Consider the following 15,275-nt stretch of genomic DNA (forward strand, 5'->3'; position numbering starts at 1 on the left):
GCGTGCAAACCGCTGAGCGATCAGGCCCGACCGATGTCGTAGGAGGCCGCCATGTCGCAGACCAGCCTTACCTGCGCCCGGAGAACGTCATCGGCGGGAAGGTCGGGGCACGCTCGCGCCCTGGCGGGCACTCCCGCGCGGGCCCTCACTCCCGGCCTGCAGGCCGGAGCACTGGCCCGCAACCCCGGCCTCCTCGGCGCCTCGCTCAGAGCCGCCCAGGCAAAAGGGCGTACAAGTTCACGGGCGCCGGTCACCGGTTACGCAGGTACTGCCAGCCCAGCGCCCCGTACCAGATCATGATCGGCAGGTGGAGGGCGTATCCGAGCTGTTCCAGCGCCGCCGTCGGCCCATCGGTCCCGGTCGTCCACGGAAGCGCGACCGCGGCCAAGCCTGAGATCGCGGCGACCGCGCCGGCGATGCGGAGCCCGGTGGACATCGGGACGCCGACCGCTGCGGCGGCGGTGGCGGCGACCCACAGCAGCCCGGCCAGGTTGACCGCCCACTTGGCGGTGAGCAGCACCGCCCAGGCCACGGTGGCGGCCGCCGGGGCGGCGGGGTCAGCGGCCAGCTGAGTCAGTGCCAGGTTCCCGGCGTCATGAAGCAGGCCCGCAAGCCCGGCGGCGGCCAGCAGTCCGCCGGCCAGCGTCTCCAGGTGCGGTCCGGGTGCCTGGGCGGAGCGAGCGGACATCACGAGCCCGGCCGCGGTCAGTGCCAGCCAGCCCAGCACGTCGAAGGCCAGCTCGGTCAGATGCAGTCCGAACCACTCAGCCACCGCGGCCAGCGCGGCGGCAGGGTCGGCCGAATTCAGGGTCAACCCCGATGGCACCACGATGGCCGCACCGGCAATCATGGCCACCAACGAGGTCAACAGCAGGACACCGGTAAGCCGGGTCCGAGGGTTCGAATCGGTCATGGACGGTGACGGTAGGACCCTGCCGCAGGGGCAGAGTCAACATGCCAAAGGAGAGGAGGCCACCGTGTGGCGGATCGGGCAACTGGCGCGCATGGTCGGCGTGTCCGAACGTACCCTGCGCCATTACGACAGGATCGGGCTGCTGGCTCCCGCCGCGGTGGACCGAGCCACCGGCTATCGCTGGTACGGCGTGGCCGAGCTGTCACGGCTGGAACGCATCCGCGGCTTGCAACGCCTCGGCCTGCCGCTGCGCCGGATCGCCGATCTGCTGGACGCTCCCGAGGCGCAGCTGCGACAGGCCTTGTCCGAGATCGTGACGGGCATCAAGCGTGACATCGCCGCTTTGGCCGCCACTGCGGCTCATGCCGAGGACCACCTCACCACGCCGATGTCGATCCTGCCTCAGCAGACCGCGATGAGATCGCGCCGCCTACGCGTGCGCCGACTGCATCTCGATCATCCGTCTGAGCTCGCCGCCGTGTGCCCGGCACCGCCGGCGACCCTGCTGACCTGGCTGCGCGGGCAGCCGGTCGGCGGGTTCACGGCGGCGGTGACCGTCGATCGCGACGGCGAGCAGCTCACCCTGCCCGCTCGATCCGTCGTGCGAGCCGTCGTTCCGCCTTCCACAGACGTGATCCGCGCCGGGCAGGAGCTGTTCGGCTGGTTGCACCGCCACCACCTGTCCATCACCGGCCCTACCGTGGAAGAACACCTCATCGACGCCGAAGGCGCTCACGCCGTCGTCCTTGAAGCATCCGTACACCCCCAACGGCACACCCCTTCGGCCTGACCGCTCTTCGAACGCCTTCCGCTCGCCGAACCGGGGCCGGACAGCAGGACGGTTCACGCCCAGGAGCTGAGCGTGAACCGTACGGCGGGATCCGTGAAGCTACTCCCCGGTCGGGATCAGGCCCGTCTGGCAGGCGGCCCACTTGGAGGGGTCACCTAGCCTGACGTTGGTGCCTGCCAACGTTGGAGTCCTGGACACATGTCAGCGGCGGTCACAGCCACCCTCGCCGTTTGAACACCATGTAGAGCGCAGCGGACCCCAGCGCCATCAGGAACAGTGCCAACGGGTAGCCGACGATCCAATGCAGCTCCGGCATGTGGATGAAGTTCATGCCGTACACGGTGCCGACGAGAGTGGGGGCGAAGAAGATCGCCGCCCACGCGGAGATCTTCTTGATCTCTTCGTTCTGGGTGTAGCTGGCTTCGGTCAGACGCTTGACCTCCGCGTTCTGCGCCTGGCCGACCAGCGCGGCCTTGATGGTGAGGACGGTCTGATAAAACTCGATCACCCCTTGGAGGTATTCCCTTTCGCCGTCGGCCAGGCTGCGGATTCGGTCGAACTGGTCCTCGATGTCGACCACCAGTCGTTGCCCTTCGGGCGAGACACGGAGGAGGTTGGCCATCCTCCCGTAGATCGCGCCGCCCAGCGCGCCCATGGTGCGTACGGCGAGCAGCCCGTGGCGGGCACGGAACAACTCATTGAGGAACTCCTCGGGATCGCCGACCCGTCCGCCCGTGACCTGCTGCTCCAGCCGCCACACGTCGCTGGTGACCGTCTCCACGTAGGCCTCCTGGTTGCGAATCAGGGCAGAGACGATCGCGTATGCCAGTTCGAAGGGGGTGGCGGGACGCAGCCGCCCCGCCACGATCCGCGCAAGCACCGCACGGGTCTCACGCAGGGCGATTCCCGGTTCGGCCTCCGGGTTGATCGGTCCGTGGACGGTCACCAGATAGTTCCGGCCGACGAAGTGGTCGAGCTCGATGTAGTGCACGTGGCCGCGTTTGCCTCGTGCGGGGGCGTGCAGGACGACGAACATCTGGTCTGGATAGGCGTGCACTTTGGGCACACGGTTGCGTACGACGCAGTCCTGGACCGCCATCGGATGAAAGCCGAACACCTCCGACAGCACACGCACGGCCTCCTCGTCGCAGCTGGGGACGTCCACCCAGACCAGGCCGTCCTCACGCTCAAGCAGCGCCGCCAGTTCCTCGACGGGACGCTCCTCGACCCCTTCACCGGTGACCAGACGAACGTCCATCCGGCTCCCACCCCTCACGCGATCCTGGCGCGGGTCGGTCAGTCCAGCGTTCTGGACTGACCTGGCCCTATCGACTCGATAGTGTCAAGGTCCGCGTCCTCGTCCACGACCAGGGACTTCAAATCGGCGTCCGGTCTTCGTATGTGGATCGGTGTCGGAGCTCGAGGTCTACGGGCTGGGCGCCTCGGCGCAGGTGGACGGCCGTCCGGTGGCGGTCGTCGGCGGTGTCCACGGTGCCGTGAAGGTGTGGAGCCTGGCTCCGCTTCCTCGCCCGGCCGGCGGCCGGGAACGGTGGGCGTGCCGGCGGTCGTTCCGGAAAGATCGTGATGGTTGGGTTTGCCATGAGAGATGATGGCGGGATGGGCGCACGGCGAGGGGTACTGGCGGTCACATGCGTTGTCGTGGCGGTGTTCGGGGTCGTGTTCACCGTGATCCGGTGGGAACAGGCCGATCGGATCGCGACCGCGGTGTCCGCGCTGGGGGCGCTGGCGGCGGTGGGGGTCGCGGTGTGGGCGGCGCTGCCGGGGACGGGGACGAGGACGAGGGTCCGGGTCTCCGGCACGGGTAAGGCGGTCTCCGGCCCCGGAGGCCAGGCGGTGACCGGCGTGAGCGGGGCGGTCGCCGCCGCGGCGGGAGAGATCGTCGTCGAGAGGACCGGAGACGCCGACGCCTCCGAGGGCGGAGACGCCACCAGCGGCGTCCGCCTGACCTAGCGGGGCGGACGTGAGGAAACGATGAGGCGGACGTGTCGATGTTCGGTGGTGGGGCGCTGAAGAGCGGTGGATCGCTGAAGAGTACGACCAGGAACAGCGGGGAGGCCAAGGCCGTCGGCGGCGGGGTGGCGATCAGCGGCGTCAATCACGGTGACATTCACCTCTTCTCCGCGCCCGCGCCCGTGACCCGATCGGCGTACCGGCAGCAGGTGCGGCGGATCGCCCCGCGGACGTTGCTGGGGCGAGACAGGGAGCTGGCGGAGCTGGCGGCGTTCTGCACGGCCGCCGACGGGCCCGCGTACGTGTGGTGGCAGGCTCCCGCGTGGGCGGGCAAGTCGGCGCTGATGTCGTGGTTCGTGCTCAACCCCCCGCCCGGGGTGCGGGTGGTGTCGTTCTTCGTCACGGCCCGCTTCGCGGGACAGAGCGATCGGGGCGCGTTCGTCGACGCGGTTCTGGAGCAACTGGCCGAGGTGGTCGGCGAGTCGCTGCCGACGTTTCTGACCGACACCCTCAAGGAGGCCCACTTCCTGGACCTGTTCGAGCGCGCGGCGCAGATCCGCCGGGCGGGGGGCGGATCCTTGGCGTTGGTCGTCGACGGCCTGGACGAGGACCGGGGAGTGGTCGTCGGCCCCGAGGCGTACAGCATCGCGGCGCTGCTTCCCGCGGAGCCCCCCGAAGGGACGCGGGTGATCGTCGCCGGGCGGCCGCACCCCCCGGTGCCGTCGGACGTCCCCGACGACCATCCGCTGCGTGATCCCCGTGTCGTGCGGCCGCTGAAGGAGTCGCGGGACGCCCAGGTGATCAGGGCGGACGCGGAGCGGGAGCTGAAACGGCTGCTCCACGGGAGCGCGGCCGAGCAGAGTCTGCTCGGCCTGGTCGTCGCGGCCGGCGGCGGCCTGAGCGGCCCGGACCTGGCGGAACTCACCGGTCTGTCCGGCACCGAGGTCGAGGAGCACCTGTGCGCCGTGTCGGGCCGGACCTTCGCCGAGCGGGCCGGCCAGTGGCAGCCGGGCACGTCGCCGACGGTGTACGTGCTGGCGCACGAGGAGCTGCAGAACACCGCCGCCCGATATCTCGGCGACGCGCGGCTGGAGGGGCATCGGCGGCGGCTGCACGCATGGGCCGACGGTTACCGTGATCGCGGCTGGCCTCCGGGAACCCCCGAGTATCTGCTGCGCGGGTACTACCGCCTCCTGCAGAGCACGGACGATCACGACCGGATGGCGGCCGTCGCCGCCGACCAGGCTCGTCACGATCGAATGCTGGACGTCACCGGCGGTGACGTCGGAGCCCTCACCGAGATCACCGCCGTTCAACGTCTGATCCGCCGCCAGGCCGCACCGGACCTGTCGGCGATGACGCGCCTGACCGTCGCACGCAACCGGTTGACCGACCGCAACGCCAACGTTCCCGCCGGGCTGCCCGCGGTGTGGGCCGGGCTCGGCCACGCCGACCGCGCCGAAGCGCTCGCACGGTCCATCACCTCCGCTGAACGGCGGGTCAGAGCCCTGGCCGGGCTGGCGGTCACGGCGGTGGAGTCCGGCGACCTCGACCGGGCCCGCCGACTCGCTGAGGAGGCCGAGACCCTCGCCCGAGCCGCCGTCGGTCGCAGAGCGCGCATCGGAGCCCTGGCCGGGCTGGCGAGCGCGGCGGTGGAGTCGGGCGATCCCGATTGGGCGCGCCGTCTTTCCGAGGAGGCCGAGACCCTCGCGCGATCCATCGCCGACCCCGAGGGGCGGGACGGCGCTCTGGCCGAGGTGGCGGCGATGACGGCGTGGTCCGGTGACCTCGACCGGGCCGAAGCACTCGCGTGTTCCATTGCCGACCCTTACGAGCAGGCCTCCATCTTGAGGTGGCTGGCGGCTCCCGTGGCGGAAGCCGGCGATCCGGATCGGTCTCGTCGGCTCGTCGAGCAGGCCGAGATCCTCGTACGGCCCATCACCGACCCCTACGACCGGAGTCTGGCTCTGGCCGAGCTGGCGGTCTCGGTGGCGAAGTCGGGCGATCTCGGCCGGGCCCGTCGGCTCGCCGAGGAGACCGAGTCGCTCGCGCAACTCGTCACCGACCCCTACCAGCGAGCCGTGGTTCTGATCGAGCTGGCGGCCGTGGCGGCGCACTCCGGTGATCTCGACCGCGCCGAGACCATCGCCCGGTCCACCCCTTATTCCGATCTACAGGATGTGGCACTGACCCAACTGGCGAGCGTGGCGGCGCGGTCCGGTGATCTCGACCGCGCCGAGACTCTCGCGCGATCCACGACCGGCCGCAGGGGGCGGGCCGAGGCTCTGGCCGAGCTGGCGGCCGCGGTGGCGGAGTCGGGCGATCCCGGCCGGGCGCGCCGGCTCGCCGAGGAGACCGAGTCGCTCGCGCAGTCCATCACCGACTCCTACCGGCAGAGCCTGGACCTGGTCGGGTTGGCGGCCGCGGTGGCGCAGCTCGGCGATCGTGACCGGGCGCGCCGGCTCGCCGAGAAGGCCGAATCGCTCGCCCGGTCCATCACCAACCCCTACCAGCGAGTCCTGGCCCCGGTCGAGCTGGCGGCCGCGGTGGCGCAGCTCGGCGATCCCGACTGGGCGCGCCGGCTCACCGAGGAGGCCGAGACCTTCGCACGATCCGTCGTCGACCACTCCGGCCAGGCCGCGATGCTGGCCGAGCTGACGGCCGCGGTGGCGGAAATCGGCGATCTCGACCGCGCCGAGACTCTCGCGCGATCCATCACCGCCCCCCGCCATCAGGCCAGGGCTCTGGCCGGGCTGGCGACCATGGTGGCGAAGTCGGGCGATCCCGGCCGGGCGCGCGGGCTCGTCGAGGAGGCCGAGTCCCTCGCACGCGCCGTCGCCGACGTCCAGGAGCAGGCACGGGCTCTGGACGAGCTGACGGCCGCGGTGACGGAGATCGGCGATCTCGATCATGCCGAGGAGCTCGCACGATCCATCGTCGTCGCCCACCAGCGAGCCTGCGCCCTGGCCGAGCTGGCGACCGCGGCGGCGAAGTCCGGTGACCTCGGCCGGGCGCGCCGGCTCGTCGAGGAGGCCGAGCCCCACAGCCGATCCGACGCCGACTCGTACGACCAGCGGGCGTGGGCCCTGTCCAAGCTGGTGATCGCGGTGGCGCACTCCGGTGACCTCGACCGCGCCGAAACCCTCGAACGAGCCGTCGCCGGACTCCATACGCTGGCCTCGGCCTCGGCGGAGCTGGCGGCCGTGATGGCGGAGTCCGGGGACGTCGACCGCGCCGAGACCTTCGCCCGAGCCGTCGCCGACCCCCGTGATCAGGCATTCGCCCTGGAACGGGTGGCCCGGTTCGCGGAACCGGCCCGTGCCCGGCGACTCGTGGCACAGGCACTGTGCGAGGTCTCGTGGAGGATCGGGCTGGACGTCGTCGCCCGGATACAGCCGGACGCCGTGATAGCGCTCGCCCGGGAGTTCCTCGCGGACGGTTGAGGACGACCCCGTACCCGCCGCATCCGGTCGACGGCCTCGCGCGGTCCCGGTTCCGCCCGGCCGGACGCCGCGGTCCGGCCGGGCCGTCACCCGTGGCCCAAGGTCACCTGTCCGGGGTCACCTGTCCGGGGTCACTTGAAGGTCAGTGAGACCGAGCCGAGGCCGGTGAAGTCGGCGGTGAAGGTCTGGCCCGCGGCCACGTCGATCGCGCGGGTGCACGAGCCGGGCAGGATCACGTGGCCGGCGCGCAGCCGTACCCCGAAGCCCGCGACCTTGCGCGCCAGCCAGGCGACGGAGGTGACCGGGTTGCCCAGCACGGCGTCCGAGCGGCCCTGGGCGACGACCTCGCCGTCGCGGCGGAGGGTGGCGACGATCCCGGTCAGGTCGAGGCCTTCGGGGGAGACGCCCTCGCCGATCACGTAACCGGCGGAGGAGGCGTTGTCGGCGATGGTGTCGGCCAGCCCGATCCGCCAGTCGCGGATCCTGCTGTCGATGAGCTCCAGGGAGGGCACGACGCGAGCGGTCGCGGCCAGGACGTCGGCCTCGGTGCATCCGTGCCCCGGCAGGTCGGCGCCGAGCACGAAGCCGACCTCGACCTCGATCCTGGGGTAGCAGTAGCGGTCGGCCTGCACCGGGACGTCCTCGCGCAGGGCCATGTCGTCCAGCAGGTGCCCGTAGTCGGGCTCGTCGACGCCCATCATCTCCTGCATCGCCTTGGACGACAGCCCCACCTTGTGGCCGTGCACGACGGCCCCGGCGGTGAGGCGGCGGCTGATGTTGACGAGCTGGATCTCGTAGGCGTCGACCACGTCGATGCCGTCGAAGGTCTCGGTGAGCGGTGCGATCGGCGCGCGGTCGAGTTCGGCCGCGAGCAGCCGGTCGGCTGCCTCGCGGCGTCGGTCCTGGGTGAGCATGCGGTGAACGCTAACCCGGTCCCACCGGCCGCCACCTTCTCGTTTCCCGCTCAATGGGAGAAACCCCCGTTTCCGGGGACCGTTCTCCCCGGTGACCTGGCGGGTCCGGGGAGCGCGGGCGTGTCCCGGGCGGCGGGGCGGGGAGCCCCGGGGCCCGTCAGGCGGCCGGGGCCACGGGAGGCCGGGGCGTCGACGGCTCAGGCGCCGTAAACGGGCTCCGGCGTCGCGGCCTCGCGCAGCAGGCCGGTGATCTCGGGGCCGAGGTCGGCCGCGTCCCAGCGGGCGCCGATGTCGGTGGTCGGCCCGTGCCGGAAGCCCTCCATCACGCAGACCTTGCCGCCCTCGACCTCGAAGACCCGCCCGGTCACGTCGCGGGACTCGGCGGAGCCGAGCCAGGCGACCAGGGGGGAGACGTTCTCCGGGGCCATGGCGTCGAAGGCGCCCTCCGCCACGGCGGCCATCGTGGCCGCGAAGACCTGCTCGGTCATCCGGGTGCGGGCGGCGGGGGCGATCGCGTTGACGGTCACGCCGTACCGGCCGAGCTCGGCGGCGGCGACCAGGGTGAGTCCCACGATGCCCGCCTTGGCCGCTGAGTAGTTGCCCTGTCCCACGCTGCCGAGCAGGCCCGCTCCGGACGAGGTGTTGATCACCCGGGCGTCCACGGGGCGGCCCGCCTTCGCCTCGGCCCGCCAGTGCAGCCCGGCGTGCTTCAGCGGCAGGAAGTGGCCCTTGAGGTGGACGCGCATCACCGCGTCCCACTCCTCCTCCGACATGTTCACCAGCATGCGGTCACGCAGGAATCCGGCGTTGTTGACCAGCACGTCCAGCCCGCCGAAGGACTTCAGCGCGGTGGCGACCAGCCGCCTGGCGCCGCTGTCCGTCGCGATGTCGGAGCCGTCGGCCACGGCCTCCCCGCCCATCGCGCGGATCTCCTCGACCACCTCGTGGGCGGGCCCCTCCGAGCCGCCCTCGCCGGAGGCGCTCACACCGAGGTCGTTGACCACGACCTTGGCGCCCTGCCGGGCGAACTCCAGGGCGTGGGCGCGGCCGAGGCCACGCCCCGCGCCGGTCACGACGACGACACGGTCCTTGCAGATCATTCTCAGCTCTCCTCGCTGACGGTGGTGACGACCGGGATCCGGGGAGGTCAGGATGCCGCCCCTTCTGCTACGTTTATTTCTAACAAATGTTTGGTGGAAAGGTAGCGTATGGGAATCTCCACCAGGAACCACAGCGGTGGCATCGCCGAGGTCGTCGTGGACGCGCCCCCGGTCAACGCGCTGACCGTCTCTGGCTGGTTCGAGCTGGCGCGGGCCGTACAGGAGGCGGGGCGTGACCCCCGGACCCACGTCGTGGTGCTGCGCGCGGAGGGCCGGGGCTTCAACGCCGGAGTGGACATCAAGGAGATGCAGGCGACCACGGGGCACGACGCGCTGGTCGGAGCCAACCGCGGCTGCTACGCGGCGTTCGCCGCGGTCTACGACTGCGAGGTCCCGGTGATCGCCGCGGTGCAGGGGTTCTGCCTCGGCGGCGGCATCGGGCTGGTCGGCAACGCCGACGTCGTGGTGGCCTCGGACGACGCGTACTTCGGGCTGCCCGAAGTGGACAGGGGCGCGCTCGGCGCGGCCACCCACCTGGCCAGGCTGGTCCCCCAGCACCTGATGCGCGCCATGGTCTACACCTGCCGCAACGTCACCGCCGCCGAGCTGCACGCCTTCGGCTCGGTGCTGGAGGTCGTCCCCCGCGACCGGCTGCGCGAGGCCGCCCTGGAGGTCGCCGCCCAGATCGCGGACAAGGACCCCTACGTCATCCGGCGGGCCAAGGAGTCGCTGAACGGCATCGACCCGATCGACGTCAAGCGCAGCTACCGCTTCGAGCAGGGCTTCACCTTCGAGCTCAACCTGATGGGCGCGGGGGACCGGCACCGCGACACCTTCGTCTCGGAGGGAGCGCGATGAACAAGACGATGTCGGTCGAGGAGATCGTCGGGTCGCTGGAGAGCGGCATGACGATCGGGATCGGCGGCTGGGGCTCGCGACGCAAGCCGATGGCCCTGGTCAGGGCGATCCACCGCTCCCAGCTGACGGACCTGACGATCGTGTCGTACGGCGGCGCCGACGTGGGCCTGCTGTGCGCGGCGGGCAAGGTCCGCAAGGTGGTCGCCCCGTTCGTGACCCTCGACTCGATCCCCCTCGAACCGCACTTCAGGGCCGCCCGGCAGAGCGGGGCGGTCGAGTTCGCCGAGTACGACGAGGGCATGTTCATGTTCGGCCTGCTCGCCGCGGCGCACCGGCTGCCGTTCCTGCCGACCAGGGCGGGCCTCGGCTCCGACGTCATGCGGGTCAACCCGGGGCTGCGCACCGTTCGCTCGCCGTACGACGACGCAGAGGAACTGGTCGCGGTGCCCGCGCTGACGCTGGACGTGGCGCTGCTCCACATGGACAGGGCCGACACCCGGGGCAACGGCCAGTACCTCGGCGTCGACCCCTACATGGACGACCTGTTCGCCAAGGCGGCGGCCCGCTGCTACGTGAGCTGCGAGCGCCTGGTCGACCCCGGCAAGCTCGAGGGCCCGCCGCAGACCCTGCTGGTCAGCCGCATGCACGTCACCGGAGTCGTGGAGACGCCGAACGGCGGCCACTTCACCGACTGCGGCCCCGATCGGAGCCGTGACGAGGCGTTCCAGCGGCACTACGCGGCCTCGGCGGCCGACCCGCAGGCGTGGGCGGCGTTCACAGAGCGGTTCCTGTCCGGGGACGAGGCGGCCTACCAGGAGGCGGTACGGCGCTGGCGTGAGGAGGAGGCACGATGAGCGTGACCCGTGCGGAGATCTGTGTGGTCGCCTGCGCCGAGGCCTGGCGTGGCGACGGAGAGATCCTGGCGGCGGCGATGGGCACCTGCTCGATCCTGGGAGCCAGGCTCGCCCGGCTCACCTTCGAGCCGGGACTGCTGACCACGGACGGCGGCGCGCTGCTCACCGCGGAGCCGGTGCCGTTCGGCGCGCCCGCGGGCCCGGCCGAGGGATGGATGCCCTTCCGCGACCACCTGTGGCTGGTGCAGAACGGACGCAGGCACGTGATGATGGGCGCCTCGCAGATCGACAGGCACGGCAACACCAACATCTCGGCGGTCGGCGAGTGGGAGCGGCCCAAGTCGCAGCTGCTCGGCGTGCGCGGCGCTCCCGGCAACACGATCTGCAACCCGACCAGCTACTGGATTCCCAGGCAGTCCACCCGGGTGTTCGTCCCCAGGGTCGACGTGGTCAGCGGCGTCGGCCACGACCGCGCCGCGGAGCTGGGCGCGCACGCGTCCCGCTTCCACGACCTGCGCCGCGTGGTGACCGACCTGGGAGTCTTCGACTTCGGCACGCCGGACGGCTCGATGCGGCTGGTCTCCGTCCACCCCGGCGTGGACGTCGAGCAGGTCGTGGCCGCCACGGGCTTCGAGCTCGTCGTCGGCGGCGACGTCCCCGAGACCCGGCTGCCGACGGACGAGGAGCTGAGGCTGATCCGCGAGGTGCTCGACCCGAGGTCGTCGCGGGACAGGGAGGTCCGGGCGTGATCGAGGCGCTCGGCCCCGCCGCGCCGTACGACGGCGAGGCCGGGGCATGAACGGGGTGTGCCGCCTGAGCACGTCACCGCGCGGGGGAGGCCGGACCACGACCGGGACTCCCGCGCCGGAGGTCACACGGGACAGGAAGGGGCGGGCATGACCGACCAGGTGCTGAACACGCCGCTGACCCGGCTGACCGGGGTCCGCCACCCCGTCGTGCAGACGGGCATGGGCTGGGTCGCCGGCCCCCGGCTGGTCTCGGCGGTGGCGAACGCGGGCGGCCTGGGCATCCTCGCCTCGGCCACCATGACCCTCGACCAGCTGGCCACCGCGATCGAGGAGGTCCGCTCGCGGACAGAGGCGCCCTTCGGGGTGAACCTGCGCGCCGACGCCTCCGACGCGGGCGACCGCATCGACCTGCTGATCAGGAAGCGGGTGAAGGTCGCCTCGTTCGCCCTGGCCCCCCGCCAGGAGCTGATCGCCAAGCTGAAGGACGCGGGCGTCGTGGTGATCCCCTCGGTCGGGGCGCGGCGTCACGCGGAGAAGGTCGCGGCCTGGGGCGCGGACGCCGTGCTCGTCCAGGGAGGCGAGGGCGGCGGTCACACCGGAGCCGTCGCGACCACCCTGCTGCTTCCGCAGGTCGTCGACGCGGTCGACATCCCGGTGATCGCCGCGGGAGGCTTCTTCGACGGCCGGGGCCTGGCCGCGGCGCTCGCGTACGGCGCGGCGGGCGTGGCCATGGGCACCCGCTTCCTGCTCACCTCGGACAGCTCGGTGCCCGACGCCGTGAAGCGGCTCTACCTCGGCACGTCGGATACCGTGGTCACCCGCCAGGTCGACGGCATGCCGCACCGGGTGCTGCGCACACCGCTGGTGAACGCGCTGGAGAGCTCGGGCAGGTTGTCAGGGCTGGTCCGCGCGGTGCGCAACGCCGCCAGGTTCCGCCGCGTCTCGGGCATGTCGTGGCCGGGCATGATCCGGGACGGCCTGGCCATGAAACACGGCAAGGAGCTCAGCTGGTCCCAGGTCCTCATGGCCGCCAACACGCCCATGCTGCTCAAGGCGGCGATGGTCGACGGCAGGCCGGATCTCGGGGTGATGGCCTCGGGCCAGGTGGTCGCGCTCATCGACGACCTGCCCTCCTGCGAGGAGCTGATCGACGCCGTCGTCACCCAGGCCGCGGACGTCCTGCGCGGTCTCGGCGCCAACCTGGCCGACTGAGGCGCCCCTCCGGTTCCGGCCGACTGAGGCGCCCCTCCGGTTCCGCCCGGCCGAGGAGTCCCGCCCGGTCGGCCGAGCGGTCCCGCCCGGCCGCGGAACCCGGCTCGCTCGGGTCGGCGGCGGGACACCGCCCGTTCCGGCCGGGGGCACAGCCCGCCACGGCCGGTGCGGAGATCGGATCGCGGCACGTCGGCCCGGTTTCGGTGCTCCTTCACGCGCCGCGGAGGCGGGCCATAACGCCATGGCATGGGAAGGTGTTAGCTACTCGAGTTCGATCTTCGGTGCCACCTTGAGGTGAGCCCGGCTCGTCCGGCTCCCAGGTTTCCTCCCACTCAGGAACCCCACGAGGAGTCATCGACAGTGAGATCGAACAGCAGCTCGCGCACTGTGGCATTACTCGCGGCGGGGGCGCTGGCGGTCGGCGTGCTGCACGCCGCCCCGCCCGCCTCTGCCGCTCCCACCCGCCTCGCGGCCGTCACCGCGCCGCCCTCGAGTCAGGGAACGGAGGCCGCGCCCCCCGCCCTGCACGCGCCCCCGGACGACCGCGCCCGCAGCCGCGCGCTCGACACCGCCGGCCGGGTCCTCACCGACAGGGCCGCCGCTCTGCGGGCCGGCGCCGGCGACACCTTCGAGCGCCCGACCGTCGCCTTCGGGCCGCGCGGCCTGCAGTACCTGACCTACAAGCGCCTGCACCGGGGACTTCCGGTCTTCGGCGGTGACGTGATCGTCGCCACCGACCGCGGCGGCACCGCGGTCACCGCCGTCACGACCGGCCAGCGCCGCGGCCTCGACGGCGTCGAGACCACGCCGACCGTCACCGCGGAGCGGGCCCGCGACATCGCCAGAGGCCTGCTGACCTCCGTCACCGGCCAGACCGCGCCGCGTCTCACGGTGCACGCCGCCGGCGCGCGCCCCCGGCTGACCTGGGAGACCGTCGTCAGCGGCTCCTCGAAGGACGGGGCGGCGAACCTCCACGTGTACGTCGACGCCCGCGACGGCTCGATCGCCGACCGCTGGGACGACGTGCGCCACGGCGTCGGCCACAGCTACTACAACGGCGACCCCGTCCACATCGACACCTCCGGTTCACCCGGCGCCCACACCCTCGTCGACCCGAAGCGGCCCGGCCTCCGGTGCAGCAGGGTCGACAACGTCCCCATCGACGGCGCCGACGACGAGTGGGGGAACGCCTCGCCCACCGACATGGAGACCTCCTGCGTCGACGCCCTCTTCGCCGCACAGCGCGAATGGGACATGGTGCGCGAGTGGCTGGGCCGCGACGGCTTCGACGGCAACGGCAACGGCTTTCCGATCCTCGTCGGGAACAGGCAGCCCAACGCCACCTGGAGCGGCAGCGAGGTCGAGATCGGCCGCAACACGTCGGGCACCAAGCTGATCGGCTCCCTGGACGTGGTCGGCCACGAGTTCGGTCACGCGATCTTCCAGTTCACCGGGGGCCCTCGGGGCGGCGACCCGGAGGCCTACACCCTCGACGAGTCGACCGGCGACATCTTCGGCACGCTCACCGAGCACTACGTCAACCACCCGGCCGCGATCGACGAGCCCGACTACCTGCTGGGCGAGAAGGTCGACTTCTTCGGTCCAGGGCCGCTGCGCAACATGTACGACCCGGCCGCCCTGGGCGGCACGCCGTGCTACAGCGAGCCGTTCCCCAGCGGGGACACCTACGCCGCGGCGGGCGTGCAGAACCACTGGTTCTACCTGCTCGCCGAGGGCAGCGCCCCCGCGGGCAAGCCGGCCAGCCCGGTCTGCGCGGGCGAGGGCGTGACCGGCGTGGGCCTTCGCAAGGCCGCTGAGATCTTCATGAGCGGGCTCCACCTCAAGACCGCGCCCTGGACCTACGTCAAGGCCCGCCAGGCCACCGTCCAGTCCGCGCTGGCCCTGTATCCCGGATGCGAGGAGGTGCGGCGGGTCAAGGCGGCCTGGGACGCCGTCACCGTGCCGGCGACGCCCGGCGAGCCCGACTGCGTGCCCAACGACTTCTCCGTCCGGCTCGCGTCCCCCGACTCCACCGTCGAGGCGGGCCGGACCGCCACCACCGTCCTGACGACCACGACCACCTCGGGGCAGCGTCAGCAGGTCTCGCTCTCCTTCACCGGCGCGCCGTCCGGCGCGACCGTGACGGCCCAGCCCCCCGTCGTCGAGACCGACGGCAGCAGCACGATCACGCTGTCCACGTCCGCGACGACCCCGCCGGGCGTCTACTCGATCACCGTCACCGCCACCGGGTCGGTCGTGCGCTCGGCGGCCTACACCGTGACCGTCACCCCGCCCGCCGTTCCCGCGTGGAAGCCCTACACCTCCTACAAGGCCGGCGACCAGGTGACCTACAAGGGCGCCACCTACCGGTGCAGGATCCGCCACCTGTCCCTGCCCGGCTGGGAACCGCCCAGGACGCCCGCCCTGTGGACGAAGGTCCGCGCCGGCCGGCCGTCCTGACCCCTTTCCTG

Annotated in this window: 12 protein-coding genes; 8 read left to right on the forward strand and 4 right to left on the reverse strand. The window is 72.0% G+C overall.

Features of this window, described 5'->3' with window-relative positions:
* Positions 1–250 precede the first annotated feature (250 nt).
* Complete coding sequence (locus PKF00_RS40210) at positions 251–814, reverse strand: hypothetical protein (RefSeq protein ID WP_271223017.1); 564 nt, start codon at positions 812–814, stop codon at positions 251–253.
* A 34-nt stretch (positions 815–848) separates the two neighbouring features.
* Here PKF00_RS40210 and PKF00_RS40215 point away from each other — a divergent pair, with 34 nt between their 5' ends.
* Positions 849–1,703, forward strand: a complete 855-nt coding sequence (locus tag PKF00_RS40215; protein ID WP_271223018.1) for a MerR family transcriptional regulator — start codon at positions 849–851, stop codon at positions 1,701–1,703.
* Between the two features lie 211 nt (positions 1,704–1,914).
* Here the strand turns inward: PKF00_RS40215 and PKF00_RS40220 are convergent, their stop codons facing one another.
* The gene (locus PKF00_RS40220) at positions 1,915–2,961 is read right to left on the reverse strand and encodes a magnesium transporter CorA family protein (RefSeq protein WP_271223019.1); all 1,047 of its coding nucleotides are present in this window, start codon (positions 2,959–2,961) and stop codon (positions 1,915–1,917) included.
* 359 nt (positions 2,962–3,320) lie between these two features.
* On the opposite strand from PKF00_RS40220, the gene PKF00_RS40225 reads away from it, so the two are divergent.
* Complete coding sequence (locus PKF00_RS40225) at positions 3,321–3,674, forward strand: hypothetical protein (protein WP_271223020.1); 354 nt, start codon at positions 3,321–3,323, stop codon at positions 3,672–3,674.
* Between the two features lie 32 nt (positions 3,675–3,706).
* Entirely contained in the window at positions 3,707–7,117 is a 3,411-nt protein-coding gene (locus tag PKF00_RS40230; RefSeq protein ID WP_271223021.1) for an ATP-binding protein, read from the forward strand.
* 131 nt (positions 7,118–7,248) lie between these two features.
* On the opposite strand, the gene PKF00_RS40235 is transcribed toward PKF00_RS40230, so the two are convergent.
* Together PKF00_RS40235 and PKF00_RS40240 are read right to left on the reverse strand one after the other, a co-directional pair.
* Entirely contained in the window at positions 7,249–8,031 is a 783-nt protein-coding gene (locus PKF00_RS40235) for a 2-keto-4-pentenoate hydratase (protein WP_271223022.1), read from the reverse strand.
* A gap of 197 nt (positions 8,032–8,228) precedes the next feature.
* The gene (locus PKF00_RS40240; RefSeq protein WP_271223023.1) at positions 8,229–9,131 is read right to left on the reverse strand and encodes an SDR family oxidoreductase; all 903 of its coding nucleotides are present in this window, start codon (positions 9,129–9,131) and stop codon (positions 8,229–8,231) included.
* A 108-nt stretch (positions 9,132–9,239) separates the two neighbouring features.
* On the opposite strand from PKF00_RS40240, the gene PKF00_RS40245 reads away from it, so the two are divergent.
* The 5 genes from PKF00_RS40245 to PKF00_RS40265 all read left to right on the forward strand — a co-directional run bounded on the left by PKF00_RS40245 (position 9,240) and on the right by PKF00_RS40265 (position 15,264).
* Positions 9,240–9,989 carry an enoyl-CoA hydratase family protein gene (locus tag PKF00_RS40245; RefSeq protein WP_271223024.1) on the forward strand — a complete coding sequence of 250 codons (750 nt, stop codon included), beginning with the start codon at positions 9,240–9,242 and terminating at the stop codon, positions 9,987–9,989.
* Positions 9,986–10,843: a CoA transferase subunit A gene (locus PKF00_RS40250; protein ID WP_271223025.1), complete on the forward strand. Its 858-nt coding sequence runs from the start codon at positions 9,986–9,988 to the stop codon at positions 10,841–10,843. Before PKF00_RS40245 ends, PKF00_RS40250 begins: the two co-directional genes overlap by 4 nt.
* Positions 10,840–11,592, forward strand: a complete 753-nt coding sequence (locus PKF00_RS40255) for a CoA-transferase subunit beta (protein WP_271223026.1) — start codon at positions 10,840–10,842, stop codon at positions 11,590–11,592. Before PKF00_RS40250 ends, PKF00_RS40255 begins: the two co-directional genes overlap by 4 nt.
* Before the next feature lie 147 nt (positions 11,593–11,739).
* Positions 11,740–12,804, forward strand: coding sequence for an NAD(P)H-dependent flavin oxidoreductase (locus PKF00_RS40260; protein WP_271223027.1), 1,065 nt, complete (start codon positions 11,740–11,742; stop codon positions 12,802–12,804).
* A 360-nt stretch (positions 12,805–13,164) separates the two neighbouring features.
* On the forward strand, positions 13,165–15,264 hold the full coding sequence (locus PKF00_RS40265; RefSeq protein ID WP_271223028.1) for a M4 family metallopeptidase: 2,100 nt from the start codon (positions 13,165–13,167) through the stop codon (positions 15,262–15,264).
* Positions 15,265–15,275 lie beyond the last annotated feature (11 nt).

The organism is Streptosporangium carneum, from assembly GCF_027922005.1.
Classification (GTDB): Bacteria; Actinomycetota; Actinomycetes; order Streptosporangiales; family Streptosporangiaceae; genus Streptosporangium; species Streptosporangium carneum.

Bases quoted from the DNA above. Each gene is read 5' to 3' on its own strand.
- PKF00_RS40240 (WP_271223023.1), bottom strand. From the start codon at position 9,131: ATGATCTGCAAGGACCGTGTCGTCGTCGTGACCGGCGCGGGGCGTGGC.
- PKF00_RS40245 (WP_271223024.1), top strand. From the start codon at position 9,240: ATGGGAATCTCCACCAGGAACCACAGCGGTGGCATCGCCGAGGTCGTC.
- PKF00_RS40235 (WP_271223022.1), bottom strand. From the start codon at position 8,031: ATGCTCACCCAGGACCGACGCCGCGAGGCAGCCGACCGGCTGCTCGCG.
- PKF00_RS40260 (WP_271223027.1), top strand. From the start codon at position 11,740: ATGACCGACCAGGTGCTGAACACGCCGCTGACCCGGCTGACCGGGGTC.
- PKF00_RS40220 (WP_271223019.1), bottom strand. From the start codon at position 2,961: ATGGACGTTCGTCTGGTCACCGGTGAAGGGGTCGAGGAGCGTCCCGTC.
- PKF00_RS40225 (WP_271223020.1), top strand. From the start codon at position 3,321: ATGGGCGCACGGCGAGGGGTACTGGCGGTCACATGCGTTGTCGTGGCG.
- PKF00_RS40250 (WP_271223025.1), top strand. From the start codon at position 9,986: ATGAACAAGACGATGTCGGTCGAGGAGATCGTCGGGTCGCTGGAGAGC.
- PKF00_RS40255 (WP_271223026.1), top strand. From the start codon at position 10,840: ATGAGCGTGACCCGTGCGGAGATCTGTGTGGTCGCCTGCGCCGAGGCC.
- PKF00_RS40215 (WP_271223018.1), top strand. From the start codon at position 849: ATGGCCACCAACGAGGTCAACAGCAGGACACCGGTAAGCCGGGTCCGA.